Here is a 26494-nt window from a genome sequence, read left to right on the forward strand (position 1 = left end):
AATGCCTAAAGTAGCATTATACAACCAAGCTGGCGCTAACGTTGGTGAAGTTGAATTAGCAGATGCTGTATTCGGTATTGAGCCAAATAACAGCGTATTGTTCGATGCGATCGTTATGCAAAGAGCATCTTTACGTCAAGGTACTGCAAAAGTAAAAGGACGTTCTGAAGTAGCAGGTGGTGGACGCAAACCATGGCGTCAAAAGGGTACTGGTCGTGCTCGTCAAGGGTCTATCCGCTCTCCACAATGGCGTGGTGGTGGTATCGTATTCGGTCCTACACCAAGAAGCTACAGCTACAAACTTCCTAAGAAAGTTCGTCGCTTAGCTATCAAATCTGCATTATCATCTAAGGTATTAGAAAACGAACTTTTAGTATTAGAAGGATTAGCTTTTGATGCACCAAAAACAAAAGAAATGACTTCTGTATTAAAAGGTTTAGAAATCAATCGTAAAGCGTTGATCGTAACAGCTGACGCTGACGAAAACGTTGCTTTATCTGCTCGTAACATCCCTGGAGTAACAGTTGTTACAGTAACTGGTGTGAACGTTTTAGACGTTGTAAACCACGATAAAGTAATCTTTACGAAAGACGCTGTTCAAAAATTAGAGGAGGTGCTTGCATAATGAGAGATCATCGTGATGTTCTTAAGCGCCCCGTGATTACTGAGCGTTCTACAGATTTAATGACTGAAAAGAAATACACTTTTGAAGTAGATGTTAGAGCTAATAAAACTGAAGTTAAAGATGCTGTTGAAGCGATCTTTGGCGTAGACGTTGAAAAAGTAAACATCATGAACTACAAAGGTAAATTCCGTCGTGTAGGTCGTCATAGCGGATTAACTAACCGTCGTAGAAAAGCTATCGTAACTTTAAAAGCTGATAGCAAAGAAATCGAATTCTTCGAGGTTTAATACAAAAAATAAAAACATCATCGAAAAGGAGGGAACATGATGGCGATTAAAAAATACAAACCAACCTCTAATGGACGTCGTGGCATGACAGTTTCTGATTTTGCTGAGATCACTACAGACAAACCAGAAAAAAGCTTGCTTGCACCGTTACACAGAAAAGGTGGTCGTAATAACCAAGGTAAATTGACTGTACGTCACCAAGGTGGTGGACACAAACGTCAATACCGCGTCATCGACTTTAAACGTGATAAAGATGGTATACCAGGACGCGTTGCTACAATCGAGTACGATCCTAACCGTTCCGCTAATATCGCGTTAATCAACTATGCAGATGGGGAAAAGCGTTACATCCTTGCTCCTAAGAACTTAGAAGTAGGAATGACTATAATGGCTGGTCCTGAAGCAGACATCAAAGTAGGAAATGCATTACCACTAATCAACATCCCAGTTGGTACTGTAATCCACAACATCGAGTTAAAACCAGGTAAAGGTGGACAATTAGTTCGCTCTGCAGGAACTTCTGCTCAAGTACTTGGTAAAGAAGGTAAATACGTACTTGTACGTTTAACTTCTGGTGAAACTCGTATGATTCTTTCCACTTGCCGCGCTACAGTAGGTCAAGTTGGTAACGAACAACACGAACTTATCAACATTGGTAAAGCAGGACGTTCTCGTTGGATGGGTATTCGCCCAACTGTACGTGGTTCTGTAATGAACCCTAACGATCACCCACACGGTGGTGGTGAAGGACGTTCTCCAATCGGACGCAAGTCACCTATGACTCCTTGGGGCAAACCGACTCTTGGATTCAAAACTCGTAAGAAAAAGAACAAGTCTGACAAATTTATCGTTCGTCGTCGTAAAAAATAACGGGGTTGTACTACGGTTCAACGGAGCCGTAGAGCAATCACGAAGGGAGGTTTCCACATGGGTCGCAGCTTGAAAAAAGGGCCTTTTGTAGATGATCATTTAATGGCTAAGGTTGAAAAGTTAAATGAAACTGATGGTAAGCAAGTTGTTAAAACTTGGTCTCGTCGTTCTACTATTTTCCCACAATTTATCGGACATACAATCGCTGTATATGATGGCCGTAAACACGTACCTGTATATGTGACAGAAGACATGGTAGGTCACAAGCTTGGAGAATTTGCTCCATCTCGTGCTTACAAAGGTCACGGAAATGATGATAAGAAAACAAAACGCTAATTAGAGAGGAGGCTTTTACATGCAAGCTAAAGCTGTTGCAAGAACAGTTCGTATTGCTCCTCGTAAAGCTCGTCTAGTTATGGATTTAATTCGAGGCAAGCAAGTAGGCGAAGCGGTAGCTATTTTGGCATTAACTCCAAAAGCTGCTTCACCAGTAATCGAAAAGGTTCTAAAGTCCGCTATTGCAAATGCAGAGCACAATTTTGAAATGGACGCAAACTCACTAGTTGTAACTGAGGCATACGTTAACGAAGGTCCAACCTTGAAACGTTTCCGCCCTCGTGCAATGGGTCGTGCGAGCCAAATTAACAAACGTACTAGCCACATTACAATCGTGGTATCAGAAAAGAAGGAGGGATAACCAGTGGGTCAAAAGGTAAATCCGATCGGTCTTCGTGTAGGAGTCATTCGTGACTGGGAGTCCAAGTGGTACGCAGGCAAAGATTATGCTAACCTGCTACATGAAGACATCAAAGTTCGCGAATACATCGCAAAACGTCTAAATGACGCATCTGTTTCTAAAGTAGAAATCGAACGTGCTGCAAACCGTTTGAACGTTACTGTTCACACTGCTAAGCCAGGTATGGTTATTGGTAAAGGTGGTACGGAAGTTGAAGCATTACGTAAAGCACTTAACCAACTAACTGGTAAACGTGTACACATTAACATCCTTGAAATTAAGAGAGCAGATTTGGATGCTAAATTGGTAGCTGAAAACATCGCTCGTCAATTAGAAAACCGTGTATCTTTCCGTCGTGCTCAAAAGCAATCACTTCAACGTGCAATGCGCGCTGGTGCGAAAGGTATTAAAACGATGGTTTCTGGTCGCCTAGGCGGAGCAGATATCGCTCGTTCTGAACATTATAGTGAGGGTACAGTTCCACTTCATACTCTTCGCGCTGATATTGACTATGGTACAGCAGAAGCTGATACAACTTACGGTAAATTAGGTGTGAAAGTATGGATCTACCGTGGAGAGGTCCTTCCTACAAAGAAGAAAAATGAGGAAGGAGGAAAATAATTATGTTATTACCAAAACGCGTAAAATATCGCCGCGAACATCGTGGAAAAATGCGTGGTAAAGCGAAAGGCGGTACAGAAGTACATTTCGGAGAGTTCGGATTACAATCTCTTGAAGCTTCTTGGATCACTAACCGTCAAATCGAAGCTGCGCGACGTGCGATGACTCGTTATATGAAACGTGGCGGTAAAGTTTGGATTAAAATTTTCCCTTCAAAACCATACACTGCAAAACCTCTAGAGGTCCGAATGGGTTCCGGTAAAGGTGCTCCAGAAGGATGGGTAGCAGTTGTTAAACCTGGAAAGGTTATGTTTGAAATTTCAGGTGTATCTGAAGAAGTAGCTCGTGAAGCATTACGTTTAGCTATGCACAAGTTGCCAGTTAAATGTAAGTTCGTAAAACGTGAAGAAATTGGTGGTGAATCTAATGAAAGCTAATGAACTACGCGACTTAACCACTGCCGAGATTGAACAAAAAGTGAAATCTTTAAAAGAAGAGTTATTTAACCTACGCTTTCAATTAGCGACTGGTCAATTAGAAAACACTGCTCGTATTCGCGAAGTACGTAAGTCAATCGCTCGTATGAAAACAGTAGTTCGCGAGAGAGAGATCGCTTCTAACAAATAATCAAGAGGAGGTTCGCGAAAATGAGTGAACGTAACCAACGTAAAGTTTACACTGGTCGTGTTGTGTCTGATAAAATGGACAAAACAATCACAGTCCTTGTAGAAACTTATAAAACTCACGCACTCTACGGCAAACGTGTTAAGTACTCTAAAAAGTACAAAGCGCATGATGAGAATAGCATGGCTAAAACTGGCGACATCGTAAAAATCATGGAGACTCGTCCATTATCTTCTACGAAGCGTTTCCGTTTGCTAGAGGTTGTAGAGAAAGCTGTAATTATCTAATATATAAGTTCGGATATCTAATTCCGAAGGGAGGTACCATGCATGATTCAACAAGAATCTCGTTTGAAAGTTGCTGATAACTCAGGTGCTCGTGAAGTGCTTGCTATTAAAGTACTAGGTGGATCTGGTCGTCGCTACGCTAACATTGGTGATGTAATCGTTTGTACAGTGAAACAAGCAACACCAGGAGGCGTTGTTAAAAAAGGTGACGTAGTGAAAGCTGTTGTTGTACGTACAAAGCGCGGAGTTCGTCGTAATGACGGTTCATACATCCGTTTCGATGAGAACGCATGCGTAATCATCAAGGATGATAAGAGCCCTCGTGGAACTCGTATCTTCGGACCAGTTGCACGTGAACTACGTGATAACAACTACATGAAGATTGTATCTTTAGCTCCAGAAGTTCTGTAATAAATCGAAAAGATGTTTGTCAAGGAGGTGCGAAAGGATGCATGTCAAAAAAGGTGATAAAGTTGTAGTTATCTCTGGTAAGGATAAAGGTAAACAAGGAGTAATTCTTGAATCTTATCCTAAGAAAGACCGTGTTCTTGTAGAAGGTATCAACGTGATCAAAAAGCACGCTAAACCATCACAAGAAAATCCTCAAGGTGGAATCATCAACCGTGAGGCACCTATTCATGTATCAAACGTTATGCCTTTAGATCCTAAGTCCGGTGAACCGACTCGTGTAGGATACAAGGTAGTAGACGGTAAAAAAGTACGTGTTGCAACAAAATCAGGTGAACAATTAGATAAATAGAACGTTGAAGAAAGGAGGTACTTTTGATGAACCGCCTAAAAGAAAAGTATCAAAGCGAAATTATTCCTGCTCTAATGGGCAAGTTTAACTATAAATCCGTGATGCAAGCTCCAAAGCTTGAGAAAATCGTTATCAACATGGGTGTTGGTGATGCAGTTTCAAACTCTAAGGCTTTAGACACAGCTGTTGAAGAATTAGCTTCAATTACTGGTCAAAAACCTGTGGTTACAAAAGCAAAGAAATCTATCGCTGGTTTCCGTCTTCGTGAAGGAATGCCTATCGGTGCGAAAGTTACATTACGCGGCGAGCGTATGTACGAATTCCTAGATAAGTTAGTATCTGTTTCCCTACCACGTGTACGTGACTTCCGTGGAATCTCCAAGAAGTCTTTCGACGGTCGTGGAAACTACACTCTTGGAGTGAAAGAGCAACTTATCTTCCCTGAAATTGATTACGATAAAGTTAGCAAGGTTCGTGGTATGGATATCGTTATCGTTACTACTGCTAACACTGATGAAGAAGCTCGTGAGCTTTTAACATCATTCGGAATGCCATTCCAAAAATAATACCAGCGTGTGGTAGAGGGAGGCGAAAATGTGGCTAAAAAATCAATGATTGCGAAACAAAAACGCACACCTAAACATAATGTGCAAGCTTATACTCGTTGCGAACGTTGTGGACGTCCCCACTCTGTAATCCGTAAATTTAAGCTTTGCCGTATTTGTTTCCGTGAATTAGCTTATAAAGGCCAAATTCCTGGCGTTAAAAAAGCAAGTTGGTAAAACCCGATAATTGGGAAGGAGGTAAATTAAATGGTTATGACAGATCCTATTGCAGATATGCTTACTCGCATCCGCAATGCGAATATGGTACGTCACGAGAAGCTAGAACTTCCTGCTTCTAAAATCAAAAAAGAAGTTGCTGAAATCTTAAAGCGTGAAGGTTTCGTACGTGACGTAGAATTTATCGAAGACAACAAACAAGGTATCATTCGTATTTTCTTGAAATACGGTGCAAACAACGAGCGTGTAATTACTGGTCTTAAACGTATCAGTAAGCCTGGTCTTCGTGTATATGCAAAAGCAAATGAAGTACCTCGTGTATTAAACGGTTTAGGTATTGCGATCATCTCTACTTCTCAAGGTGTTATCACTGATAAAGAAGCTCGTCAAAAACAAGCTGGTGGAGAAGTATTAGCGTACGTTTGGTAATATATTTCTTTAAATGAACGGAGGTGTAACTATGTCACGTGTAGGTAAAAAACCTATTGAAATCCCAACTGGGGTTACAATCACAAACGACAACAACACAGTTACCGTAAAAGGTCCTAAAGGTGAATTAACTCGTACATTCAGCCAAGAAATGGCTATTACAGTGGAAGAGAACGTATTAACAGTAGTACGTCCTTCCGATAGCAAAGAACACCGTACAATCCACGGAACAACTCGTGCACTTTTAAACAACATGGTTCAAGGTGTTACAGCTGGTTTCGAAAGAGGATTGGAACTAATCGGGGTAGGTTACCGTGCATCTAAGCAAGGTAACAAACTAGTTCTTAACGTTGGTTACTCTCATCCAGTTGAAATCACTCCTGAACAGGGGATTGAAGTGGAAGTACCGGCAAACACAAAGATCGTTATTAAAGGTATTGATAAAGAGCGCGTAGGTGCTTTAGCAGCTAACATTCGTGACGTTCGCCCACCAGAGCCTTACAAAGGTAAAGGTATTCGTTATGAAGGTGAACAAGTACGTCGTAAAGAAGGTAAAACTGCTAAGTAATACGGCATAAGCAGATAGAAAGGAGTGACTGCACGATGATTACAAAACCTGATAAGAATTCTACTCGTAAGAAAAGACACACTCGTGTTCGTGCTAAGTTATCAGGAACTGCAACTCGTCCACGTTTAAATGTGTTCCGTTCAAACCAACACATCTACGCTCAAGTGATTGACGATGCTAACGCTGTAACAATCGCAAGTGCTTCTACACTTGATAAAGATGTAACAGCAAACGGTAGCAACGTTGAGTCCGCGAAAGCAGTTGGAGAACTTGTTGCAAAGCGCGCAATTGAAAAAGGAATCAAATCAGTAGTATTCGACCGCGGTGGATACTTATATCACGGCCGTGTGAAAGCATTAGCAGATGCTGCACGTGAGGCTGGTCTAGAATTTTAATCGGAAAAGGAGGGACACTGATGCGTCGTAGTATTGACCCAAACAAATTAGAACTTGAAGAACGCGTTGTTACGGTTAACCGTGTTGCGAAAGTAGTAAAAGGTGGACGTCGTTTCCGCTTTGCTGCTCTTGTAGTAGTTGGAGATAAAAACGGTAATGTTGGTTTTGGTACTGGTAAAGCTCAAGAGGTACCTGAAGCAATCCGTAAAGCAATTGAAGATGCGAAAAAGAACTTAGTTGCTGTGCCAATCGTTGGTACAACAATTCCTCACCAAGTACTTGGAGAATTCGGTTCTGGAGAAATCCTATTGAAACCTGCTTCTGAGGGTACTGGGGTTATCGCTGGAGGACCAGTTCGTGCGGTACTTGAGTTAGCGGGTGTTCAAGACATCCTTTCTAAATCTTTAGGATCTAACACACCAATCAACATGATCCGTGCAACACTTAACGGATTAAAGCAATTGAAACGTGCAGAGGACGTTGCTAAATTGCGTGGTAAAACGGTAGAAGAACTGTTAGGATAAGGAGGGAAACAAAATGGCGAACAAATTGGAAATCACCCTCACTCGCAGTGTAATCGGTCGTCCACAAGATCAACGTGCGACTGTTCAAACTCTTGGTTTGAAAAAGATGCACCAAACAGTTGTCCATGAGGATAACGCAGCTATCCGTGGAATGATTAACAAGGTATCTCACCTTGTTACTGTGAAAGAGCAATAAATAGATACGGTTTTTTAAATAAGGAGGTGCCACAATGAAACTTCATGAGTTAAAACCTAACGAAGGATCTCGTAAAGAGCGCAACCGTGTAGGTCGCGGAACTGGTTCTGGTAACGGAAAAACTTCTGGTAAAGGTCATAAAGGTCAAAATGCACGCTCAGGCGGTGGCGTTCGTCCTGGATTCGAAGGTGGTCAAACACCTCTATTCCAACGCTTACCAAAGCGCGGATTCACGAACATCAATCGCAAAGAGTATGCAATCATCAACCTTGATACTTTAAACCGCTTTGACGAAGGAACTGAAGTTACTCCTGAATTACTTCTTGAAACAGGTTTAGTTAGCAAATTAAACGCTGGTCTTAAAGTATTGGGTAACGGTTCTATCGAGAAAAAGCTTACAGTTCGTGCTCATAAATTTTCCTCAGCAGCTAAGGAAGCTATCGAAGCAGCTGGCGGTTCAGTTGAGGTGATTTAATGTTCCAGACATTCTCCAATTTTATGCGCGTGGGTGATATAAGAAAGAAAATTGTCTTCACCCTATTAATGTTAGTAATATTCCGTATCGGTACGTTTATCCCAGTACCAGGGGTGAACTCTGACATTTTGAAATTCCAGGATGAACTTAGTGTTTTTGGTATCCTGAATACTTTTGGTGGTGGAGCTCTTCAGAACTTCTCTATTCTAGCCATGGGTGTAATGCCATACATCACAGCGTCCATCATCGTGCAATTATTGCAAATGGATGTTGTTCCGAAGTTTACGGAGTGGTCAAAACAAGGAGAAGCTGGACGTCGCAAACTAGCTCAATTCACTAGGTATTTTACCATTGTACTTGGTTTCATCCAGGCAATTGGTATGTCAATCGGGTTTAACACAATGGCCAATGGTCAATTGATTATGAATCCGACTTTCACTACTTATCTGCTAATAGCATTAGTGTTAACAGCAGGAACTGCATTCTTGATGTGGCTTGGTGAGCAAATCACGGCACATGGCGTAGGAAACGGAATCTCCATTCTAATCTTCGCTGGTATCGTATCTGCAATCCCAACCGGCGCAAATCAGATTTACGCTTCTTTGATCCAGGATGCTGGTGATCAGTTGTTCTTGAATCTTGTTATTGTTGCACTCATCGTTCTTGCAATCTTAGCTGTTATCGTAGGTGTAATCTTCATTCAGCAAGCGTTACGTAAAATTCCGATTCAGTATGCGAAGAAGATGGCAGGTCGCGCTCCTACTGGTGGAGGACACACTACACACTTACCTTTAAAGGTTAATGCAGCAGGGGTAATTCCGGTTATCTTTGCAGTATCCTTTATCATTACACCACCGACAATTGCTTCATTCTTTAACGAGAATGCTGTGACAAGATGGATTATTAGTTCTTTTGACTACACGAATCCAATCGGTATGGTTGTATATGTAGCTCTTATAATTGCCTTCACTTACTTCTATACATTTGTTCAGTCTAATCCTGAACAGATGGCAGAAAACTTAAAGAAACAAGGCGGATATATTCCAGGAATTCGTCCTGGTATGAATACACAGGAATATTTGACAAAGATTATCTACCGACTAACATTTGTTGGTGCTTTATTCTTAGCAGCTATTTCTATCCTACCTATTATCTTTATGAGCTTTGCCGGTCTTCCTGCAGCAGTGCAGATTGGCGGTACTAGTCTACTGATCGTCGTAGGTGTTGCACTTGAGACGATGAAGCAGCTAGAAAGCCAGTTAGTGAAGCGTCATTATAAAGGTTTTATCAAGTAATGAAGTAATTGGGATAAATTTATCCCAATATACTTCACAAGATACTGAGGGGGCAAAAAGATGAATTTAGTTCTAATGGGACTTCCGGGTGCCGGTAAAGGTACTCAAGCAGAACGAATTGTCGAAAAGTACAATATCCCTCATATCTCTACTGGAGATATGTTTCGTGCTGCTATGAAGGAAGAAACTGAACTAGGCATGAAAGCTAAGTCTTTCATGGATCAAGGTCAGCTTGTTCCGGATGAAGTGACGATCGGTATCGTTCGTGAAAGATTAGAAAAAGAAGATTGCAAAGACGGCTTTCTATTAGATGGTTTCCCAAGAACGGTTCCTCAAGCAGATGCTCTTGAGCAAATCCTAGAAGAACTAGGTCGTAAAATTGACTATGTCATCAATGTCAATGTCGATCAAAGCATTCTTATGGAGCGTTTAACTGGACGTCGTATTTGTAAAGATTGTGGATCTACTTACCACTTGGTATTCAACCCGCCTGCAAAGGATGGCGTTTGTGACAAGTGTGGAGGAGAACTTTATCAACGTGCTGATGACAACGAAGAGACTGTGGGTAACCGTCTTGAAGTGAACGTTAAACAATCTAAGCCATTGTTAGACTTCTACGAGTCCAAAGGCTATCTTCGCAATATCAATGGCCAACAAGCGATCGATAAAGTATTCGCTGATATAGAAGAACTTCTTGGAGGTCAGGCGTAATGATTATCTGTAAAACTCCTCGTGAACTTGAGATCATGAGAGAAGCAGGTAGAATTGTCGCTCTAACACACCAAGAATTAAAAAAGCACATTGTACCTGGTGTAACAACGAAGCAATTGGATGATATTGCTGAGAAATTCATCCGCAAACATGATGCAATTCCTTCGTTTAAGGGGTATAATGGTTTTCGCGGAAGCATCTGCGCTTCTGTCAATGAAGAACTTGTTCATGGTATTCCCGGCGATCGTGTACTGAAAGACGGAGATATCATTAGCATAGATATTGGTGCTAAGTATAATGGCTACCACGGTGACTCCGCTTGGACGTATGCTGTTGGTAACATATCCGATGAAACAAAGCGATTACTTGAAGTCACGGAACAATCATTGTATGAAGGCATCAAGGAAGTAAAACCGGGCGCTCGTCTCTCTGATGTTTCCCATGCGATTCAAACGTATGCGGAAGCTCACGATTTTTCAATTGTGAGAGAGTATGTAGGGCATGGAATTGGTCAAGACTTACATGAAGACCCACAAATTCCTCATTACGGACCTCCTAACAAAGGTCCACGGTTAAAACCTGGTATGGTTCTTGCAATTGAACCAATGGTCAATGCAGGCACCCGCTACGTAAAAACGCTAGCAGATGACTGGACTGTTGTTACTGTTGACGGTAAAATGTGTGCTCATTTTGAACATACGGTCGCTATTACAGAAACAGGCTACGAGATCTTAACAAAAGCCTAAGAGGTGATATTGCTTGATCGAATCTGATTCGACTTTGCAAGTAGGCCAAATTGTTTCGATTACTCAAGGCAGAGATGCCGGACAGTATGCCGTAATTATTAAAATTCTTGATGAGCGTTTTGTCGTCCTAGCGGATGGAGACAAGCGGAAGTTTGACCGCCCAAAGAAAAAGAACATTCATCATCTTGAATTTTTTGATTACGTGTCTCCAGAAGTTCAGAACAGTATGAAGGAAACAGGCCGTGTGACAAATGGAAAGCTGCGCTTTGCAGTGACCAAGTTTGTCAATGAGCTTGTTACTGATTTGAAGAAGGGAGAACTTAATTAATGGCGAAAGACGATGTAATTGAAGTAGAAGGTACGGTCATTGAGACTTTACCAAATGCTATGTTTAAAGTAGAATTGGAAAATGGTCATACTGTGTTGGCCCATGTATCTGGGAAAATACGTATGCACTTTATTCGAATCCTACCAGGAGATAAAGTAACGGTGGAGCTTTCTCCATACGATTTAACACGCGGTAGAATTACGTATCGTTTTAAATAAACCTATTTTAGCACTCCGTACTATCAGGGAGGTAATATAAGATGAAAGTGAGACCATCTGTTAAGCCAATCTGCGAAAAATGTAAAGTTATTCGTAGAAAAGGCAAAGTCATGGTTATTTGTGAAAACCCGAAACACAAACAAAAACAAGGATAACTTGAGGGAGGTGCGCATATATGGCACGTATTGCTGGTGTTGATGTTCCTCGCGACAAGCGCGTTGTAATTTCATTAACATATGTTTTCGGTATCGGTCGTTCTACAGCTGAGAAAGTCTTAGCTGAAGCAGGTGTTTCTGAAGACACTCGCGTTCGCGACTTAACGGAAGAAGAATTAGGAAAAATTCGTGATGTTGTAGATAAAATTAAAGTTGAGGGTGATCTTCGTCGTGAAGTATCTCTTAACATTAAACGTCTAATCGAGATCGGTTGCTACCGTGGTCTTCGTCACCGTCGTGGTTTACCGGTTCGCGGTCAAAACACTAAAAACAATGCTCGTACACGTAAAGGACCTCGTCGTACTGTAGCGAACAAAAAGAAATAATTTTAAGTAAGTAAGGAGGTAAGTTAAATATGGCACGCAAAACTAATACACGTAAACGCCGTGTGAAAAAGAATATTGAGCAAGGTATCGCGCATATCCGTTCAACATTCAATAACACAATCGTAACGATTACTGACTCTCACGGAAATGCAATTGGGTGGTCTAGTGCAGGTGCTCTTGGCTTCAGAGGTTCTCGTAAATCTACTCCATTCGCAGCGCAAATGGCAGCTGAAACAGCAGCTAAAGCTTGCATGGAGCACGGTTTAAAAACTCTTGAAGTTACAGTTAAAGGCCCTGGAGCTGGTCGTGAAGCAGCAATCCGTGCTTTACAAGCAGCTGGTCTTGAAGTAACTGCTATCAGAGACGTAACCCCAGTACCTCATAACGGTTGCCGTCCACCAAAACGTCGCCGTGTTTAATTTGTCTGTATAGATTTTGTATACATGTCAATAATGGCTGATGATACAGTTTAAAAATATACAGAGATAATTAAATGTTGTTGTTGTGCACAATCGGGACATACCTATGGGGAATTTCGGTAAGACATTCTATGTCTTTCCGGGGTTTCGACGTTTTGAAGGAGGGTTATGAATGTTAGAAATCGAAAAACCAAAAATCGAAACGGTTGAAATCAGCGATGACGCCAACTATGGTAAATTCGTCGTCGAGCCACTTGAGCGTGGATATGGAACAACTTTGGGTAACTCCTTACGTCGTATTCTTTTATCCTCACTTCCTGGTGCCGCTGTAACATCTATCCAAATAGATGGTGTACTGCATGAGTTCTCAACAATTGAAGGCGTCGTTGAAGATGTTACAACAGTTATTTTGAACGTTAAGAAGCTAGCATTAAAAATCTATTCAGATGATGAGAAGACGTTAGAGATTGATGTTCAAGGAGAAGGAGCTGTAACAGCTGCTGACATTACACATGACAGCGATGTGGAAGTTCTTAACCCTGACCTTCATATCGCAACGTTGGCGAAGGACGCTCACTTGCGTATCCGTTTCACTGCTAAACGCGGTCGCGGATATGTAACGGCGGACGGAAACAAACGTGAAGATCAACCGATCGGTGTTATTCCGATTGATTCTATTTTCACTCCAGTTTCTCGCGTTTCTTATTATGTTGAAAATACACGTGTAGGCCAAGTCTCTAACTATGACAAGCTTACATTAGATGTATGGACAGATGGTAGTAACGGTCCACAAGAAGCAGTAGCACTTGGGGCAAAGATTTTAACTGAACACTTAAATATATTTGTAGGTCTGACAGATGAAGCGCAAAACGCGGAAATCATGGTAGAAAAAGAAGAAGATCAGAAAGAGAAAGTTCTAGAGATGACTATCGAAGAATTGGATCTATCTGTTCGTTCTTACAACTGCTTGAAGCGTGCTGGCATCAACACTGTTCAAGAACTTGCAAATAAGACAGAAGAAGATATGATGAAAGTTCGCAACTTAGGCCGTAAGTCCTTAGAGGAAGTCAAGCACAAATTAGAAGAGCTTGGTCTTGGCCTGCGTAAAGATGACTAGTTTTTATTCGTAAAACTAGGCATCTTTATGTATTTGAACGTTTCATTACTTTCTACAGAAGGAGGGAACATCAACATGGGTTACAGAAAATTAGGTCGTACTAGCGCACAGCGTAAAGCAATGTTACGTGACTTAACTACTGACTTGATCATCAGTGAGCGCATTGAAACTACAGAAGCACGTGCGAAAGAATTACGTTCTTTAGTAGAAAAAATGATCACTCTTGGTAAGCGTGGTGACTTGCATGCTCGTCGTCAAGCAGCTTCTTACGTTCGTCATGAAGTAGCGAACGCAGAAACTGGTCAAGACGCAGTTCAAAAGTTATTCGCTGATATCGCTCCACGTTATGAAGAGCGTCAAGGTGGATACACTCGTATCATGAAACTTGGACCTCGTCGTGGAGACGGAGCTCCAATGGTTATCATTGAACTTGTATAATATATATTAGATGATAGTGGGTTGAAGAGGAGGCAACGAATCTTTTAACTTGCTATAGTCAGTCATAAATAAGGGCGGACAGTTGTAATGACTGATCTATGCCCTTTATTTTTTTGTCCATTTTATTAGAAGACTGTTTGATACATCGCTGGTGATCTCCGCAAAAGGCTGCGCTTTCCGCGGGGCGACCTTGAGCCTCCTCGGGCTGCGCCCTGCGGGGTCTCAACATTGTCGCTACTCCCCTGCAGGAGTCTACGCCTTTTGCTCCAATCACCAGCTGCAAATTTCATTGAATATAGATTTGGAGATCAAGAAGGGGTTAAAGTCTCGACTATCTATGAATTGTAACCAGTAACCCCCGGTTGCTTGGAGTGCAAGGTGTGAGACTCCAGCGGGGGAGAAAAGGTTGGTTGAGACCCCGCAACGAAGTGAGGAGGCTCAAGCACCTTCCCGCGGAAAGCGAACACCTGGAACGCAAAGCAACAGGGAGTATATCCTAAACCCTTTGCTTTTACATTTTTGGAGCAGAACAGTACTTATTTTCTTTTTTAGAAGGTTATGTCTATAGTAGAGAGAGTTAGTTAAGCGGAGAAGAGAGGAGTGTATTTCGATGGTCATCTTAGAAGTGAAGGGTTTGTCCTTCCGCTACGCAAACCAAGAAGAGGATACGTTAAAGAATATTAATCTGAAAGTGGAGCAAGGAGAATGGACTGCAATTGTTTGGCCATAACGGCTCCGGCAAGTCCACGTTGGCTAGAATCCTGAACGGCTTGCAGCTTCCAACAGATGGATCTGTATCAGTGCAAGGAACAGAGTTAACGGAGGAGACTATTTGGGATATTAGAAGACAGGTAGGAATGGTCTTTTCAGAATCCTGATAATCAATTCGTGGGTTCGACGGTAGAGGACGATGTTGCGTTTGGTTTTAGAAAATATTGGCGTCCCCCGCGAAGAAATGCTTACGCGTGTGGCAGAGGGAATTGAAAAAGTCGGGATGGAATCTTTTTTTAACCCAAGAACCACATCAGCTCTCGGGAGGCCAAAAGCAGCGTGTGGCTATTGCTGGCTTAATTGCTTTAAGGCCGTCCATTATTATTTTAGATGAAGCTACAAGTATGCTCGATCCTATCGGACGGAAGGAAGTAATCGACACAATAGAAGAGCTCAGGCAGCAGGTGGGGGTAACGGTAATTTCTATTACTCATGACCTGGAAGAAGCAGCAAGAGCAGATCGAATTATAGTGTTAAACGGCGGAGAAGTATACGGCGAGGGAACCCCGGAAGAAGTTTTCCGTATGGGAGACAAGCTTGTGGAGATAGGTCTTGATTTGCCTTTTCCTATCATCTTGGCGAATAAACTGAAGCAGTTGGGTGTGGAGTTTGAAACAGATCCGACCAATAGGGAAAGGCTGATGGATGAGTTATGCAAATTACAATCAAAGATTTAGAACATCGCTATCAGCTGAATACTCCTTTTGAAAGGATCGCCCTTTTTGATGTGGACATGTTGATTCCTGAGAACTCCTATACCGCCATTATTGGTCATACAGGTTCCGGGAAGTCTACCTTGTTGCAACACCTTAATGGACTGTTACGACCTACAAACGGCAGTATTCAAGTGGGCGACATCACGTTGCACGCTAATAAGAAGGAAAAGAACATCAAGGCATTGCGCAAAAAGGTAGGGATTGTTTTTCAATTTCCTGAGCATCAGCTGTTTGATGAAACGGTGGAGAAGGATGTTTGTTTTGGTCCGCTTAATTTTGGTGTTCCGGAAGAGGAAGCAAAAAGGCGGGCAAGAGAGGCACTTAAGCTTGTTGGTCTGCCTGATAGATATTTGGAGTCTTCCCCGTTTGACTTAAGTGGTGGCCAGATGCGCCGTGTGGCCATTGCCGGAGTACTTGCGATGCAGCCGGAGGTCCTAGTACTGGACGAGCCGACAGCAGGGCTGGATCCACGAGGCCGAAAAGAAATCATGGACCTTTTTTATAAATTGCACAAAGAGCAGAACCTCACCACCATCTTAGTCACCCACAGCATGGAGGATGCGGCAAAGTACGCAGATTCCATTGTGGTCATGAACAAAGGGACTGTTGGGTTAAAAGGGACACCAAGGGAGATTTTTAGTCAGGCGGAGGAAATAAAGAAGCTTGGATTGGACGTTCCGGAGACGGTTCTGTTTATGAAAGAGCTGGGCTCCCGTTTGAATCTAGAATTCAGGGAAGTATGTCTGACTGTGGAAGAAGTGGCAGAAGCGATCTCCTCCCGTTTGAAAAAGGGGGATGAGGGATTTGAATAACTTGATTATCGGCCGTTATGTGCCGGGAACCTCTCTTATTCACCGGATGGACCCGAGGGCAAAACTGCTGCTTGTCTTTATTTTCGTCATGGTTGTGTTTCTTGCCAATAATGTGTGGGGATATGCGCTACTTGCGGCCTTTACGTTGACGATTGTGTTGCTTACCAGAATACCAGTCCCCTTTATATTAAAAGGACTCAAACCGATTATCTGGATCATTATTTTTACGATGCTATTTCATGTTTTTTTGACGAAAGAAGGAACGCTGCTCTTTGAAGTAAGCTTTATTCAGGTGTACGAAGAAGGCATCATACAGGCTATATTTATATCCTTACGCTTTTTATTCTTGATCACAATCACTACCATCCTTACCTTGACCACTACACCAATTGAGGTGACAGACGGGATGGAGACGTTATTTGGTCCGTTTAAAAAGGTGGGTGTACCTGTCCATGAGCTTGCCCTGATGATGTCAATTTCCTTGCGATTCATCCCGACATTGATGCAGGAGACCGACAAGATTATGAAAGCGCAGAGTGCAAGGGGAGCAGACTTTACTGTAGGGCCTCTGAAGGAGCGTGTAAAGGCGTTGATCCCTTTGCTTGTCCCTTTGTTCATCAGTGCGTTTAAACGCGCTGAGGAGCTTGCTACGGCGATGGAAGCACGCGGGTACAAAGGCGGCGAAGGGAGAACGAAATTCCGTTTGCTGGAATGGCAGTTGAAAGATACCTTATTGATGGTAACCTTAGCTGTCCTTACGTTTATCTTAGTTCTTATCCGAACATAATGGAGTTAGATATGATGAATAGATTAAAATGTATCCTAACCTATGACGGCGCAGGGTTTGAAGGCTACCAGATTCAAAAAGAGAAGCGTACAGTCCAGCTGGAGGTCCAGAGGGCTTTATCCAGAATCCATAAGGGGACAGAGGTAAAGGTTTCCGCTTCTGGCCGCACGGATGCAGGTGTTCATGCGGTCGGACAGGTCCTGCACTTTGACTCGCCTCTGAGTATTCCTGTGGCTGCCTGGCAGAATGCGCTGAATGCCCATCTGCCTAAAGATATTTGGGTGAAGAAAGTGGAGTCTGTCTCAGGGGACTTCCACGCGCGTTTTGATGTGGTAAAAAAAGAGTATCGTTACAAGGTGAGCTTGGCAAAGGACTTTAATGTATTCGATCGAGATCAGGTGTATCACTATCCGTACCCGTTGGATTTGGAAGCTGTGAAGGAGGCGTGTGGGCATTTAATTGGCGAACACGACTTCACGAGCTTTTGTTCAGCCAAAACAGAGGTAGAGGACAAGGTGAGGACCATTTACTCGTTGGAAGTTGTGAGGAACGGCGAGGAGCTGGAGTTTCGCATAATCGGCAACGGTTTTTTATACAATATGGTCCGGATCATTGTTGGTACTTTACTTGAAATTGGACAAGGTAAAAAATTACCAAGAGATATTTTTTCTATCCTGGAAGCAAGAGATAGGGGAGCGGCAGGAAAAACGGCACCAGCACACGGTTTATACTTATGGAACGTGGTTTATGATGACAACTAATCCTGGTGTAACATCTTCTTGACAATCTCGCGAAAAAGAGATAAGATATCACATGGTATGTATTTTAACCCCACGATCAAGCCCCGGAAGAGTTTCATCGTGATGAATAAAATATATTAAGAAATGAAAAATAAAAGCTTTATTTTTTTAGGAGGGAAATTTAATGCGTACAACGTTTATGGCGAAAGCTAGCGAAATTAATCGTAAATGGTACGTGGTTGACGCTGAAGGTCAAACTTTAGGTCGTCTTGCAAGTGAAGTTGCATCCATTTTACGTGGTAAACATAAACCAACTTTTACTCCAAACGTAGACACTGGAGATCATGTAATCATTATCAATGCAGAAAAAATCCACTTAACAGGTAACAAGTTGAACGGTAAGATTTACTACCGTCACACAATGCACCCAGGTGGACTTAAACAAAGAACGGCTTTGGAAATGCGTACTAACTATCCTACAAAGATGTTAGAACTAGCAATCAAAGGCATGCTTCCAAAAGGAAGTCTTGGCCGCCAACAAGCTAAAAAATTGAACGTGTATGCTGGAAGCGAGCATCCACACCAAGCACAACAACCTGAAGTTTACGAACTTCGCGGTTAATTAATAAGGAGGGTATAACTTTGGCACAAGTACAATACTACGGCACAGGTCGTCGTAAAAGCTCCGTTGCACGTGTACGTCTAGTTCCTGGTAACGGACAAATCGTGATCAACGATCGTGATATCGAAAACTACATCCCATTCGAAGCTCTACGTAACGTTGTTAAACAACCATTGGCAGTTACTGAAACAGAAGGTAACTACGATGTATTAGTAAACGTTGACGGTGGAGGATACACTGGTCAAGCTGGTGCGATCCGTCACGGAATCGCTCGTGCATTATTGCAAGCTGATCCTGAGTTCCGTGCTACTTTAAAGCGTGCAGGGTTCCTAACTCGTGACGCGCGTATGAAAGAGCGTAAAAAATACGGACTTAAGGGCGCTCGTCGTGCACCTCAGTTCTCAAAACGTTAATCTTCGGATTCCAATATGGAAAACCCCCGACCCTTTGTGGTTGGGGGTTTTTTGGTATTTTGGCGGACTTGTGAGGGGTGTTATTGTGAAGACATGAGTTGGCTGTTTTTTGTGCGAGAGGGGTCCTCATACGAAGGATGAAGACGTGAGAGGGGTGTATTTTGTGCAAGAGGGGTCCTCATAAGGCTGATGAAGACGTGAGTTGGTTGAATTTTGTGCGAGAGGGGTCCTCATAAGGCTGATGAAGACATGAGTTGGTTGAATTTTGTGCGAGAGGGGTTCTCATACGCCAGATGAACACATGAGTTGGTTGAATTTTGTGCAAGAGGGGTCCTCATAAGGCTGATGAAGACATGAGTTGGTTGAATTTTGTGCGAGAAGGGTCCTCATACAGCTGATGAAGCCGTGTCCGCATTGATTTCCTTTGAAATTAACGACTAAACACCAAGCCACCCCCCGCCATTCTACCTAAGCAGTATTTCACATATAAACCTGGAAACTAAGTAAAAATTAGGAAAAAACAACCAAATCCGCCTGTTCTATATAATGAATAAAATAGGCACTATGCAACTTAATAAATTTTAGAACTTGCTTTATCATTAGTTCTTAATAAAGAAGAAAAGGAGGTAACTCGTCATAAGACATAAATTAACGGTTCCAATTCTGATTCTGGCCTGTTTTTTCTTTGCTAGCACCCAAGTTCAAGCTACTAGCTGGCACGGCCTTAAAGATTGGATGACAGATAATATCAAAGGCTATCTTGACCATAAAAGCTTCAACAACATCTTTTCAGAATCACTCCAAGAAATAGACAACTCCCAACACTCCTTAGAAATTAAAGAGTTCTTCAAGTCCACCACCACCTCAACAAAGAGCAATATACAAAACCACCAAGCAGATTACATACAACAGCTCACACAAGCGAAAACACAATTAAAACAGAATACTCTTGACAGTTATTTCGATGAACGCCAATCCAGGCTGGACGAAGAATTGACCCAGGAACTTGAGCAATATCTCGCGGAATTATTAGATGAAAATAATAAACCTTAAAAGGAGAGATAGAGGATGACTTGGAAAAAGAAATTAGTAGCAGGTACAGTAGCGGTAGGTTTAGTGTCCGGAGTGGGTATGACGTTTGCAAGTGCAAGTGAAGGGTCGCCATTGAGACAGTGGTACGACGGATTATTTGGCAATACACAACAGTCTGTTTTGGCAGATAATGAAACGGCAGCTAGTGAGGCATTTGCAAACTGGGCAGCAAGTACTGAGCAGCTCAAAGTTGGTGCCGGCATGCAAATCAATGAAAAAATGGAAGCAGAACTCACAAGGGCAGGCACGGAAATTTTGAGTGCGAAGGATGAGCATATAGCTTCACTAGACGAAGAGAAAGCAGCATTGCTTGCAAACATGAACTACCAAGTGTATCAAAATATTTTCTTAGAAGGATACATGGCAATTCAGAACCAGGGAGATGCAGCGATGGGAACGGTCGAGGAAAGCTTCCAAGATTTCACCAGTGAAACGGGACAAGCTGCTGTAAATGAAATGACACAGGAGTTGACCTCCGCAAAAGATTCCGCTGTTACCGAGTTGGAAGATGCTATTGCACAGGCCAAAGAAGAACTGTCCGCACAGCTGGCGATGGAAGAGCAGGTAAGCAGACATAATCTGGAGCGACAGATCACATTCAAGTTGAGCGACCTGCGTGAAGCGTTAACATCTATAATTAATGATTTGGTGAGTGAGCAGCAAAGTATCATCACGGCGAAGGCTTTGGAATTAGAAGAAGAAGCAAAAGCAAGCCTTGATGAAGTAATGGAAAGCATTAATGACTAATAAGCGCCAGCAGAGACTGTTTATAGTGACGATGATGGTCTTGGCACTTCTTTTTACAGCAGAATGGAAAACGGCCTATGCCAGTTCCAATATTAAAACTTTGCTCACAAGTTGGTTTGAAGGGAAGCAACAGGAATCCATTCAAGCTTTTGAAGAAGAGATCCTGACAGAAAAAGAAGCACAAATGGCGATTCTAAAAGAAGAAATCGCCGTTTCATTAAATCAGGCTAATAAGGAAGTTGCCAATTTTACTTCTATAGAAGCAGAAAAAAGCAAAGAGGAACTCAAAAGCTATACGGAGAACCTTATCCAATCCATCCAAATAGATGAGGAAGGTCAGCGGGAGCAGTTTATGAATGAACTGGGGAAAATTATGGAGGAAGCGTATTTAAAGATAGAACAAGCCTGTGAAGATGCGCTTCACCAAACTGAATAGTCCTTTCGCCTGCGCCTGGTTGTGCAGGTTTTTTTTCAATTCCATACTTGGAAAAACGTACTCATTCTTTGCGCGCATGAAAGCCCTCGCCCATTAGGAAACTAATCGGGAAAGGGTGTGAAAGAGATGACTGTAGTAACAACCTTTAAGGAAAAGCGCAGAGAAAAGCAGATGAAATACGAACGCAAGATGCTGCGTGAAATATCACTCGAGGTTTTACGAACAAAGGTGAAGGATTTTTTCTCGCCATACTTAAAAAATAAAAAACAGGTAACTGCCATAGAAGAGGGCTGTCTAGATGTAGCAATCGAGGCGTATCTTCTTGGTGCTTCATATAGTAAGTTTGGATATTACGGTGAAAATGCAGAGCAGGTGAAAACGCGGTGCCATGTGGAAGAGAAATATTTGATTGATACCTTGTATGATTATTTCTTGTACTGGGGTTCCATCGGTGACAATGATATGGTTCATGAATCTTTTTATATGACGTGCGACGCCTTCGTGGATTACTGGTGGCGAGAAGGCTTCCATAAAGGTGAAAAAAGGTACCGCATGAGGTTGCACTAATTATCATAAACTTCCCCCTTGTCCCATATAGTGTAAAGAGTGGACATGCGGGAGGGATACATATGCAAAGGTGGAAATTCTGGGCTTTTCTAACGGTAATCTTAACGGTGACCGCCGTTTTTCAATATCAATTATTTTCAAAAGATACATGGGAGCAGTGGAGTCTGCCGTTAAGCGGCAAGATTATCATCCTTGATCCTGGCCACGGTGGACCTGATGGAGGGGCGGTGGGCGGCGATGTTTTAGAAAAAGATGTGGCGCTAGAAGTTTCCCGTTATGTGAAAGATTACCTTCAGGAGCAAGGGGCTTTAGTGTTGATGACGAGAGAAGAGGACGTTGACCTTGCCGATCCTGCAACAAAAGGGTATAGCCGCAGAAAGGTAGAGGATTTGCGTAAACGGATTGAGTTGATTAATGAATCCGACGGAGACCTTTTTCTCAGCATTCACCTAAACGCCATCCCGTCACCAAGATGGAGAGGGGCACAAACCTTCTACCATGGGACGAAACACAAGGAAAATGAACGATTGGCGAAATTTATTCAAGAAGAGTTCAGGGTCAACTTGGAAAACACAGACCGTTATGCTAAATCAATGAATACGCTTTTTATCTTGAAAAATGCCGAAATACCGGGTGCTTTAGTAGAAGTGGGCTTTCTGTCCAACCCCTCCGAACGGGCCTTATTGAACACAGAAGAATACCAAAAATCCTTAGCAGCTTCCATCTATAATGGAGTGATGCGTCATTATACAAATGAACAAGAGCTTCCAGATCCCCCTGAGTAATAAAAGGGGGATTTTTTATAGGCACATAACGATAAATTCAAGCGGTCTATATGTTATACTAAAATTGTAAACGAATTCAATTCTGAAAATAGACTATTATCACATAAGGGTGGGGTCACAGTGTTAACAGAAGCTAAAGTAGTACAGTTATTAAAAGATCTACATGATCCGTTTTTACATAGAACATTTGAAGAAACAAACGCGATACAAGAAATCTCCATCAAGGAAGAAAAGAATCATGTCAGTGTGAAGGTGGCGCTTGCCAAGACTGGTACGGCAGAGCAAATGCAATTGCAAAGTACCATCGTTAATCTTTTAAAAGAAGCGGGGGCGGCAACGGTTGGCCTTCGTTTCATGGAACTTCCGCAAGAAGTAGTCGCGCGTTTCGGCGTGGAGGCTCCTAAAGAGGAAGAAACACTTCTATCAAGCAACAAAACAACCTTCCTTGCCATCGCTTCAGGAAAAGGCGGCGTTGGAAAATCAACGGTATCCGTTAACTTGGCGGTTTCATTAGCACGTCTTGGAAAAAAAGTCGGCTTAATTGATGCAGACATTTACGGTTTTAGCGTGCCTGATATGATGGGTATTACGAAACGTCCGGTAGTGCGCGGCGAAAAGATCATCCCGGTGGAACGTTTTGGGGTACAAGTAATCTCCATGGGCTTTTTCGTAGAGGACAACTCACCGGTTATTTGGAGAGGTCCGATGCTTGGCAAAATGTTGAACAGCTTCTTTAATGAAGTGGAGTGGGGAGACTTAGACTACCTGCTGTTAGACTTGCCTCCAGGAACAGGGGACGTGGCGCTTGATGTGCACTCCATGCTTCCATCCTGTAAAGAATTAATCGTAACGACTCCTCACCCGACAGCAGCATTCGTTGCAGCTAGAGCTGGGGCAATGGCGATTAAAACGGACCATGAAGTAATTGGTGTCATTGAAAACATGGCTTACTTTGAAAGCAAGAAGACGGGTGAAAAAGAGTATGTATTTGGAAAAGGTGGAGGAGACAAGCTTGCAGAAGAGTTGCAGGCACCGCTTCTTGGACAACTTCCATTACAACAACCGGACTGGAATGACGATGACTTTGCACCGTCCATCTACCAAGAAGACCATGATCTTGGGAAAATCTATTTAAACATTGCATCAAAAGTGGTGGAATTAACGTAAAACAAAACAAGCAGACCCTTATAATTTGTGGGTCTGCTTGTTTTTTATCCACCCGAACCACCGCCAGATTCCTGTCCGCCTTCCGAGCCGCCACCTTCTTCACCTTGCCCACCGCCACCTTGTCCTTCTCCGCCTTGCATTTCAGAAGCGGCTTTTAACAATAGGTCTTGTAGTTTGGCTTTAAACAACGGACTCTCAAAAGTCTCAGTGATCACTTGTTGTAGATGTTTCTTATATTCTTGTCCGCTCATGACGGTTATCATTTGCTTTTCCATCTCAGGGTCTTGCAGAATCTGCACCATCATAGCTTGATATTCAGGGTCCTTCATTAAGTCTTTAATAAGTTTCTCATGTTCTTTTTGCATACTCTTTGCAAAAGTCTCGGCAAACTTAGGATCTTCAAACGCCTTTTTCCAAAATTCCGCGCCTTTTTCGCTGTCCAATGTCTGCTCGATCGATTTTGTCACGACTTCCTGATCCAGGACAAAGTTAGCCTTCATCTTATCGTCAGCCATGATTTCTTCAATCGCTTTTTTTCCATCGTCTGTCTTTAATATATCAACAACCATTTTTTTGGTTTCGTCGTAATCCATTTGGCCGCCTTTTTCACTCTCTGCACAACCAGTAAGAAGGAGAGAAAGAAGGAGCGGCGGCAAAAGGTAGCTTTTCATCAAGAAAACTCCTTCCAACATGTATTTCATACGATTAATATGCGACAAAGTTAAACAAATATACAAATTTGCAAGGTAGGGATGATGGATTTTTACTGGATACATTGGTAAAATGGGAACTAGTGTCTTTAATCTGTGTTAAATGGAGGAAAAGAAAGTGAACAGTCGTAATTGGGTTCGATTATTTCTTTCCACGCTGCTAGTCGGAGCGGTAACAACCGTTATTGTTGCGTTCATAGTCCGTTGGGATCAACATACAGCACAATTTGCAAATGGAGAATACCTTCAATTTCTATCCATCATTGCCTGGTACATAGGAGTAGGTTTGATATTCAGCATCATCAGTCAAATGGGATTCTTCGCCTACTTGACGATACACCGATTCGGATTGGGTATATTCAAATCCCTTTGGAGTGCCGTACAATTGGTGCTGATTGTTTTCGTTTTATTTGATCTTGTGTATTTCCGTTATATATCTTTTGCAAATGAAGGAGATTCCTTACTTCCTTATTTCGGGTTTCCGATTTTCCTTTTAGTGTACGGCTTGCTCGTAGCCTATGTGAAAAAGGCCCAGACCAATAAACACGCATTTATTCCTGCGTTGTTCTTTATGGTGGTGGTAACAACAATCGAGTGGTTCCCAGCACTTAGGGAAAATGAACCAGGGTGGCTGTTATTCATGCTGTTCCCTTTATTGGCATGTAATTCCTATCAGTTATTATTATTGCACCGGTTGAATAAAACCTCTGCAACAAAATAAGAAAGCGGCGCTTCTCCGATTGGGAGAGGCGCCGTTTTTTTAATGGGAGTTATTGAACTTCTTTGCTTTTGGCTTTCGTGTTGTTGATCAGTTCCGTGACGCTACTTATTTCGTACCCTTTGTCTTTGATATACCGAATAATCTCCGGTAAAGCGTCCTCGGTTTGTTTGGCAGAATCGGACGCATGAAGAAGAACGATATCCCCATTGCTCAAATTCTTTGTCACATTATCCACGATAATTTCCTTCCCAGGATTAATCAGGTCGTGAGAATCGATACTCCAATGCACCACAGTAAACCCGAGTGAATTGGCAATCTCAAGTACGCGTTTATCAAAAGCACCTTTAGGCGGGCGAAGCAAATTGACCTTCTTGACCTCTAGCTTCTCGAATACATCCAAGGCTTTTAAGATGTCCCTCTTTACTTTCAAGTCTTCAAGGTCCCGGTAATTCTCATACGCATACCCCATGCTCCCAATTTCATGCCCATCCTCCACAATACGTTTCACGATATCCGGATGCCTCTCCGCCCATGAGGCAGATAAGAAGAATGTCACACCAGTTACGCTATTTTGTTTCAATAAATCCAAGATGGGAAGAGCTTTCTCATCCCCCCAGCTAATGTCAAAGGACAAAGCAACCTCCTTGTTACTGCCTTCCCCTTTATAGATTGCTCGGGGTCCATCTTTGGTTGAAAACACAGGCTGATTGGAAAAGTTCTCTATATATAAAATCCCTGCAGTGAAGAATGCTGCTAAAATGATGATGGATAATTGCTTAAGCTTTCTTCCGTTAATAACATAGAAATTAGTCATGCTTAGCCCCCTTGTCCACAGTATCTACTTTCATAAATATTCAATAGGACAAATCTTATGCAAAAAATATTTAGGAAAATGTTTCATAAAAACCGTTTTGGTGGAAAAAATACACTATAAAGTATTTTTTCGAGGTGAAGAAATGTTAGGGATGCTGTTAAACAATAAAGAAGTGAAAGAAATGGAATACTTGTTAAGAAGAGAACTTGAAGAACTCTTACACGATTTTGAGGATCATCGCATCGATAGAGTAGTAAAGCATGCCATGGAAGAACGCTATCAAATTCTCTACAAAATGTTCACCCGTATTGCTCCACCAACAGAGTGTATGAAATATATCCGATCCAAAGCCGTCTTTAGAGAAAGGGAATCCTATTAAAGCTACAGGTGATCAGCCGCAGAAATTGCGGCTTTTTATTTGCTCATCTAACACTTGTATAGAAGAAGAAAGTACATCACGAAAACAAATTGAAAAAACTTTTTAAAAGTAGTTGACGGTAAAAGAAAATCCGTGGTATATTATTATTCGTCGCTGCGAGATACATAAACGCTTGCAAGACAAAAACAAAAAACAATGTTGACATCAACTGAGCCAATGTGTT

45 protein-coding genes and 1 pseudogene are annotated in these 26494 nt (G+C 42.3%); 44 read left to right on the plus strand and 2 right to left on the minus strand.

Annotation, left to right across the window (positions count from 1 at the left end):
• Position 1: 1 nt before the first annotated feature.
• The 42 genes and pseudogenes from rplD (at position 2) to salA (ending at position 23647) form a co-directional block, all read left to right on the plus strand.
• Complete coding sequence (rplD, locus tag M313_RS0100575) at positions 2–625, plus strand: 50S ribosomal protein L4 (RefSeq protein WP_010191489.1); 624 nt, start codon at positions 2–4, stop codon at positions 623–625.
• Complete coding sequence (gene rplW, locus M313_RS0100580; protein WP_010191491.1) at positions 625–912, plus strand: 50S ribosomal protein L23; 288 nt, start codon at positions 625–627, stop codon at positions 910–912. The genes rplD and rplW overlap by 1 nt, the downstream gene beginning before the upstream one ends.
• A gap of 39 nt (positions 913–951) precedes the next feature.
• Complete coding sequence (gene rplB / locus M313_RS0100585) at positions 952–1782, plus strand: 50S ribosomal protein L2 (RefSeq protein WP_010191493.1); 831 nt, start codon at positions 952–954, stop codon at positions 1780–1782.
• Between the two features lie 57 nt (positions 1783–1839).
• Positions 1840–2118, plus strand: coding sequence for a 30S ribosomal protein S19 (rpsS, locus tag M313_RS0100590; RefSeq protein WP_010191495.1), 279 nt, complete (start codon positions 1840–1842; stop codon positions 2116–2118).
• A gap of 19 nt (positions 2119–2137) precedes the next feature.
• Positions 2138–2479, plus strand: a complete 342-nt coding sequence (gene rplV, locus M313_RS0100595; protein ID WP_010191496.1) for a 50S ribosomal protein L22 — start codon at positions 2138–2140, stop codon at positions 2477–2479.
• 3 nt (positions 2480–2482) lie between these two features.
• Entirely contained in the window at positions 2483–3139 is a 657-nt protein-coding gene (rpsC, locus tag M313_RS0100600) for a 30S ribosomal protein S3 (RefSeq protein WP_010191497.1), read from the plus strand.
• A gap of 2 nt (positions 3140–3141) precedes the next feature.
• A complete protein-coding gene (gene rplP, locus M313_RS0100605; RefSeq protein ID WP_010191498.1) occupies positions 3142–3576 on the plus strand; it encodes a 50S ribosomal protein L16 in 435 nt (144 codons plus the stop codon).
• Entirely contained in the window at positions 3566–3766 is a 201-nt protein-coding gene (rpmC, locus tag M313_RS0100610) for a 50S ribosomal protein L29 (RefSeq protein WP_010191499.1), read from the plus strand. Before rplP ends, rpmC begins: the two co-directional genes overlap by 11 nt.
• 20 nt (positions 3767–3786) lie before the next feature.
• Positions 3787–4050, plus strand: a complete 264-nt coding sequence (gene rpsQ / locus M313_RS0100615) for a 30S ribosomal protein S17 (RefSeq protein ID WP_010191500.1) — start codon at positions 3787–3789, stop codon at positions 4048–4050.
• 42 nt (positions 4051–4092) lie between these two features.
• On the plus strand, positions 4093–4461 hold the full coding sequence (rplN, locus tag M313_RS0100620; protein ID WP_010191501.1) for a 50S ribosomal protein L14: 369 nt from the start codon (positions 4093–4095) through the stop codon (positions 4459–4461).
• Positions 4462–4498: 37 nt separating this feature from the next.
• Positions 4499–4810: a 50S ribosomal protein L24 gene (gene rplX, locus M313_RS0100625; RefSeq protein WP_010191502.1), complete on the plus strand. Its 312-nt coding sequence runs from the start codon at positions 4499–4501 to the stop codon at positions 4808–4810.
• Positions 4811–4836: 26 nt separating this feature from the next.
• Entirely contained in the window at positions 4837–5376 is a 540-nt protein-coding gene (gene rplE, locus M313_RS0100630) for a 50S ribosomal protein L5 (protein WP_010191503.1), read from the plus strand.
• Positions 5377–5406: 30 nt separating this feature from the next.
• Positions 5407–5592, plus strand: a complete 186-nt coding sequence (locus tag M313_RS0100635) for a type Z 30S ribosomal protein S14 (RefSeq protein ID WP_010191505.1) — start codon at positions 5407–5409, stop codon at positions 5590–5592.
• Between the two features lie 30 nt (positions 5593–5622).
• The gene (rpsH, locus tag M313_RS0100640) at positions 5623–6021 is read left to right on the plus strand and encodes a 30S ribosomal protein S8 (protein ID WP_010191507.1); all 399 of its coding nucleotides are present in this window, start codon (positions 5623–5625) and stop codon (positions 6019–6021) included.
• Between the two features lie 31 nt (positions 6022–6052).
• A complete protein-coding gene (gene rplF, locus M313_RS0100645) occupies positions 6053–6589 on the plus strand; it encodes a 50S ribosomal protein L6 (RefSeq protein WP_010191508.1) in 537 nt (178 codons plus the stop codon).
• Positions 6590–6624: 35 nt separating this feature from the next.
• The gene (rplR, locus tag M313_RS0100650) at positions 6625–6984 is read left to right on the plus strand and encodes a 50S ribosomal protein L18 (RefSeq protein ID WP_010191509.1); all 360 of its coding nucleotides are present in this window, start codon (positions 6625–6627) and stop codon (positions 6982–6984) included.
• A gap of 20 nt (positions 6985–7004) precedes the next feature.
• Positions 7005–7508, plus strand: coding sequence for a 30S ribosomal protein S5 (gene rpsE, locus M313_RS0100655; protein WP_010191510.1), 504 nt, complete (start codon positions 7005–7007; stop codon positions 7506–7508).
• 13 nt (positions 7509–7521) lie between these two features.
• Positions 7522–7704, plus strand: coding sequence for a 50S ribosomal protein L30 (rpmD, locus tag M313_RS0100660; RefSeq protein ID WP_010191511.1), 183 nt, complete (start codon positions 7522–7524; stop codon positions 7702–7704).
• A 34-nt stretch (positions 7705–7738) separates the two neighbouring features.
• Complete coding sequence (gene rplO, locus M313_RS0100665; RefSeq protein ID WP_010191512.1) at positions 7739–8179, plus strand: 50S ribosomal protein L15; 441 nt, start codon at positions 7739–7741, stop codon at positions 8177–8179.
• Positions 8179–9474, plus strand: coding sequence for a preprotein translocase subunit SecY (gene secY, locus M313_RS0100670; RefSeq protein WP_010191513.1), 1296 nt, complete (start codon positions 8179–8181; stop codon positions 9472–9474). The genes rplO and secY overlap by 1 nt, the downstream gene beginning before the upstream one ends.
• A 60-nt stretch (positions 9475–9534) precedes the next feature.
• Positions 9535–10185: an adenylate kinase gene (locus tag M313_RS0100675; protein WP_010191514.1), complete on the plus strand. Its 651-nt coding sequence runs from the start codon at positions 9535–9537 to the stop codon at positions 10183–10185.
• A complete protein-coding gene (map, locus tag M313_RS0100680) occupies positions 10185–10931 on the plus strand; it encodes a type I methionyl aminopeptidase (RefSeq protein WP_010191515.1) in 747 nt (248 codons plus the stop codon). Before M313_RS0100675 ends, map begins: the two co-directional genes overlap by 1 nt.
• A 13-nt stretch (positions 10932–10944) precedes the next feature.
• Positions 10945–11259 (plus strand): KOW domain-containing RNA-binding protein, encoded by a 315-nt coding sequence (locus tag M313_RS22285; RefSeq protein ID WP_010191516.1) that lies wholly within the window; start codon positions 10945–10947, stop codon positions 11257–11259.
• Positions 11259–11477 carry a translation initiation factor IF-1 gene (gene infA, locus M313_RS0100690; protein WP_010191517.1) on the plus strand — a complete coding sequence of 73 codons (219 nt, stop codon included), beginning with the start codon at positions 11259–11261 and terminating at the stop codon, positions 11475–11477. The genes M313_RS22285 and infA overlap by 1 nt, the downstream gene beginning before the upstream one ends.
• A gap of 41 nt (positions 11478–11518) precedes the next feature.
• Positions 11519–11632, plus strand: a complete 114-nt coding sequence (gene rpmJ / locus M313_RS0100695; protein ID WP_003156543.1) for a 50S ribosomal protein L36 — start codon at positions 11519–11521, stop codon at positions 11630–11632.
• Between the two features lie 20 nt (positions 11633–11652).
• The gene (gene rpsM, locus M313_RS0100700; protein ID WP_010191536.1) at positions 11653–12018 is read left to right on the plus strand and encodes a 30S ribosomal protein S13; all 366 of its coding nucleotides are present in this window, start codon (positions 11653–11655) and stop codon (positions 12016–12018) included.
• Positions 12019–12047: 29 nt separating this feature from the next.
• Positions 12048–12437 (plus strand): 30S ribosomal protein S11, encoded by a 390-nt coding sequence (gene rpsK / locus M313_RS0100705; RefSeq protein WP_010191537.1) that lies wholly within the window; start codon positions 12048–12050, stop codon positions 12435–12437.
• Positions 12438–12609: 172 nt separating this feature from the next.
• Positions 12610–13554, plus strand: a complete 945-nt coding sequence (locus M313_RS0100710) for a DNA-directed RNA polymerase subunit alpha (RefSeq protein WP_010191539.1) — start codon at positions 12610–12612, stop codon at positions 13552–13554.
• 75 nt (positions 13555–13629) lie between these two features.
• A complete protein-coding gene (gene rplQ / locus M313_RS0100715) occupies positions 13630–13992 on the plus strand; it encodes a 50S ribosomal protein L17 (protein ID WP_010191541.1) in 363 nt (120 codons plus the stop codon).
• 749 nt (positions 13993–14741) lie between these two features.
• A pseudogene (locus M313_RS27115) lies at positions 14742–15047 on the plus strand (ATP-binding cassette domain-containing protein); the annotation flags it as partial.
• Positions 15048–15287: 240 nt separating this feature from the next.
• Positions 15288–15440 (plus strand): hypothetical protein, encoded by a 153-nt coding sequence (locus tag M313_RS27120; RefSeq protein ID WP_503487495.1) that lies wholly within the window; start codon positions 15288–15290, stop codon positions 15438–15440.
• Positions 15416–16291 (plus strand): energy-coupling factor ABC transporter ATP-binding protein, encoded by an 876-nt coding sequence (locus M313_RS0100730; RefSeq protein ID WP_010191547.1) that lies wholly within the window; start codon positions 15416–15418, stop codon positions 16289–16291. Before M313_RS27120 ends, M313_RS0100730 begins: the two co-directional genes overlap by 25 nt.
• Positions 16275–17078, plus strand: coding sequence for an energy-coupling factor transporter transmembrane component T family protein (locus tag M313_RS0100735; RefSeq protein ID WP_034773978.1), 804 nt, complete (start codon positions 16275–16277; stop codon positions 17076–17078). Before M313_RS0100730 ends, M313_RS0100735 begins: the two co-directional genes overlap by 17 nt.
• A gap of 14 nt (positions 17079–17092) precedes the next feature.
• Entirely contained in the window at positions 17093–17839 is a 747-nt protein-coding gene (gene truA / locus M313_RS0100740; RefSeq protein ID WP_010191549.1) for a tRNA pseudouridine(38-40) synthase TruA, read from the plus strand.
• 163 nt (positions 17840–18002) lie between these two features.
• Complete coding sequence (gene rplM, locus M313_RS0100745) at positions 18003–18440, plus strand: 50S ribosomal protein L13 (protein WP_010191550.1); 438 nt, start codon at positions 18003–18005, stop codon at positions 18438–18440.
• A 20-nt stretch (positions 18441–18460) separates the two neighbouring features.
• Positions 18461–18853, plus strand: a complete 393-nt coding sequence (rpsI, locus tag M313_RS0100750) for a 30S ribosomal protein S9 (RefSeq protein ID WP_010191551.1) — start codon at positions 18461–18463, stop codon at positions 18851–18853.
• Positions 18854–19588: 735 nt separating this feature from the next.
• Positions 19589–19906, plus strand: coding sequence for a hypothetical protein (locus tag M313_RS0100755; protein ID WP_010191553.1), 318 nt, complete (start codon positions 19589–19591; stop codon positions 19904–19906).
• 15 nt (positions 19907–19921) lie between these two features.
• Complete coding sequence (locus tag M313_RS0100760; protein WP_010191555.1) at positions 19922–20692, plus strand: hypothetical protein; 771 nt, start codon at positions 19922–19924, stop codon at positions 20690–20692.
• Positions 20685–21128 carry a hypothetical protein gene (locus M313_RS0100765; protein WP_010191557.1) on the plus strand — a complete coding sequence of 148 codons (444 nt, stop codon included), beginning with the start codon at positions 20685–20687 and terminating at the stop codon, positions 21126–21128. Before M313_RS0100760 ends, M313_RS0100765 begins: the two co-directional genes overlap by 8 nt.
• Before the next feature lie 126 nt (positions 21129–21254).
• Positions 21255–21695, plus strand: a complete 441-nt coding sequence (locus M313_RS0100770) for a YbaK family protein (RefSeq protein ID WP_010191559.1) — start codon at positions 21255–21257, stop codon at positions 21693–21695.
• Between the two features lie 62 nt (positions 21696–21757).
• On the plus strand, positions 21758–22480 hold the full coding sequence (cwlD, locus tag M313_RS0100775; RefSeq protein WP_010191560.1) for an N-acetylmuramoyl-L-alanine amidase CwlD: 723 nt from the start codon (positions 21758–21760) through the stop codon (positions 22478–22480).
• Positions 22481–22600: 120 nt separating this feature from the next.
• Positions 22601–23647 (plus strand): iron-sulfur carrier protein/transcriptional regulator SalA, encoded by a 1047-nt coding sequence (gene salA, locus M313_RS0100780; RefSeq protein WP_010191561.1) that lies wholly within the window; start codon positions 22601–22603, stop codon positions 23645–23647.
• 44 nt (positions 23648–23691) lie between these two features.
• Here the strand turns inward: salA and gerD are convergent, their stop codons facing one another.
• Entirely contained in the window at positions 23692–24318 is a 627-nt protein-coding gene (gene gerD, locus M313_RS0100785; RefSeq protein WP_010191562.1) for a spore germination lipoprotein GerD, read from the minus strand.
• A gap of 157 nt (positions 24319–24475) precedes the next feature.
• Between gerD and M313_RS0100790 the strand changes: the two genes are divergently transcribed.
• Positions 24476–25078, plus strand: coding sequence for a KinB-signaling pathway activation protein (locus M313_RS0100790; RefSeq protein WP_010191563.1), 603 nt, complete (start codon positions 24476–24478; stop codon positions 25076–25078).
• Between the two features lie 49 nt (positions 25079–25127).
• On the opposite strand, the gene pdaB is transcribed toward M313_RS0100790, so the two are convergent.
• Positions 25128–25892 (minus strand): polysaccharide deacetylase family sporulation protein PdaB, encoded by a 765-nt coding sequence (pdaB, locus tag M313_RS0100795; RefSeq protein WP_010191565.1) that lies wholly within the window; start codon positions 25890–25892, stop codon positions 25128–25130.
• Between the two features lie 142 nt (positions 25893–26034).
• Between pdaB and M313_RS0100800 the strand changes: the two genes are divergently transcribed.
• Entirely contained in the window at positions 26035–26271 is a 237-nt protein-coding gene (locus tag M313_RS0100800; RefSeq protein ID WP_029326268.1) for a hypothetical protein, read from the plus strand.
• The last annotated feature ends 223 nt before the right edge of the window (positions 26272–26494 follow it).

It is taken from the genome of Bacillus sp. m3-13, from assembly GCF_000175075.1.
Classification (GTDB): Bacteria; Bacillota; Bacilli; order Bacillales; family Bacillaceae_I; genus Sutcliffiella_A; species Sutcliffiella_A horikoshii_C.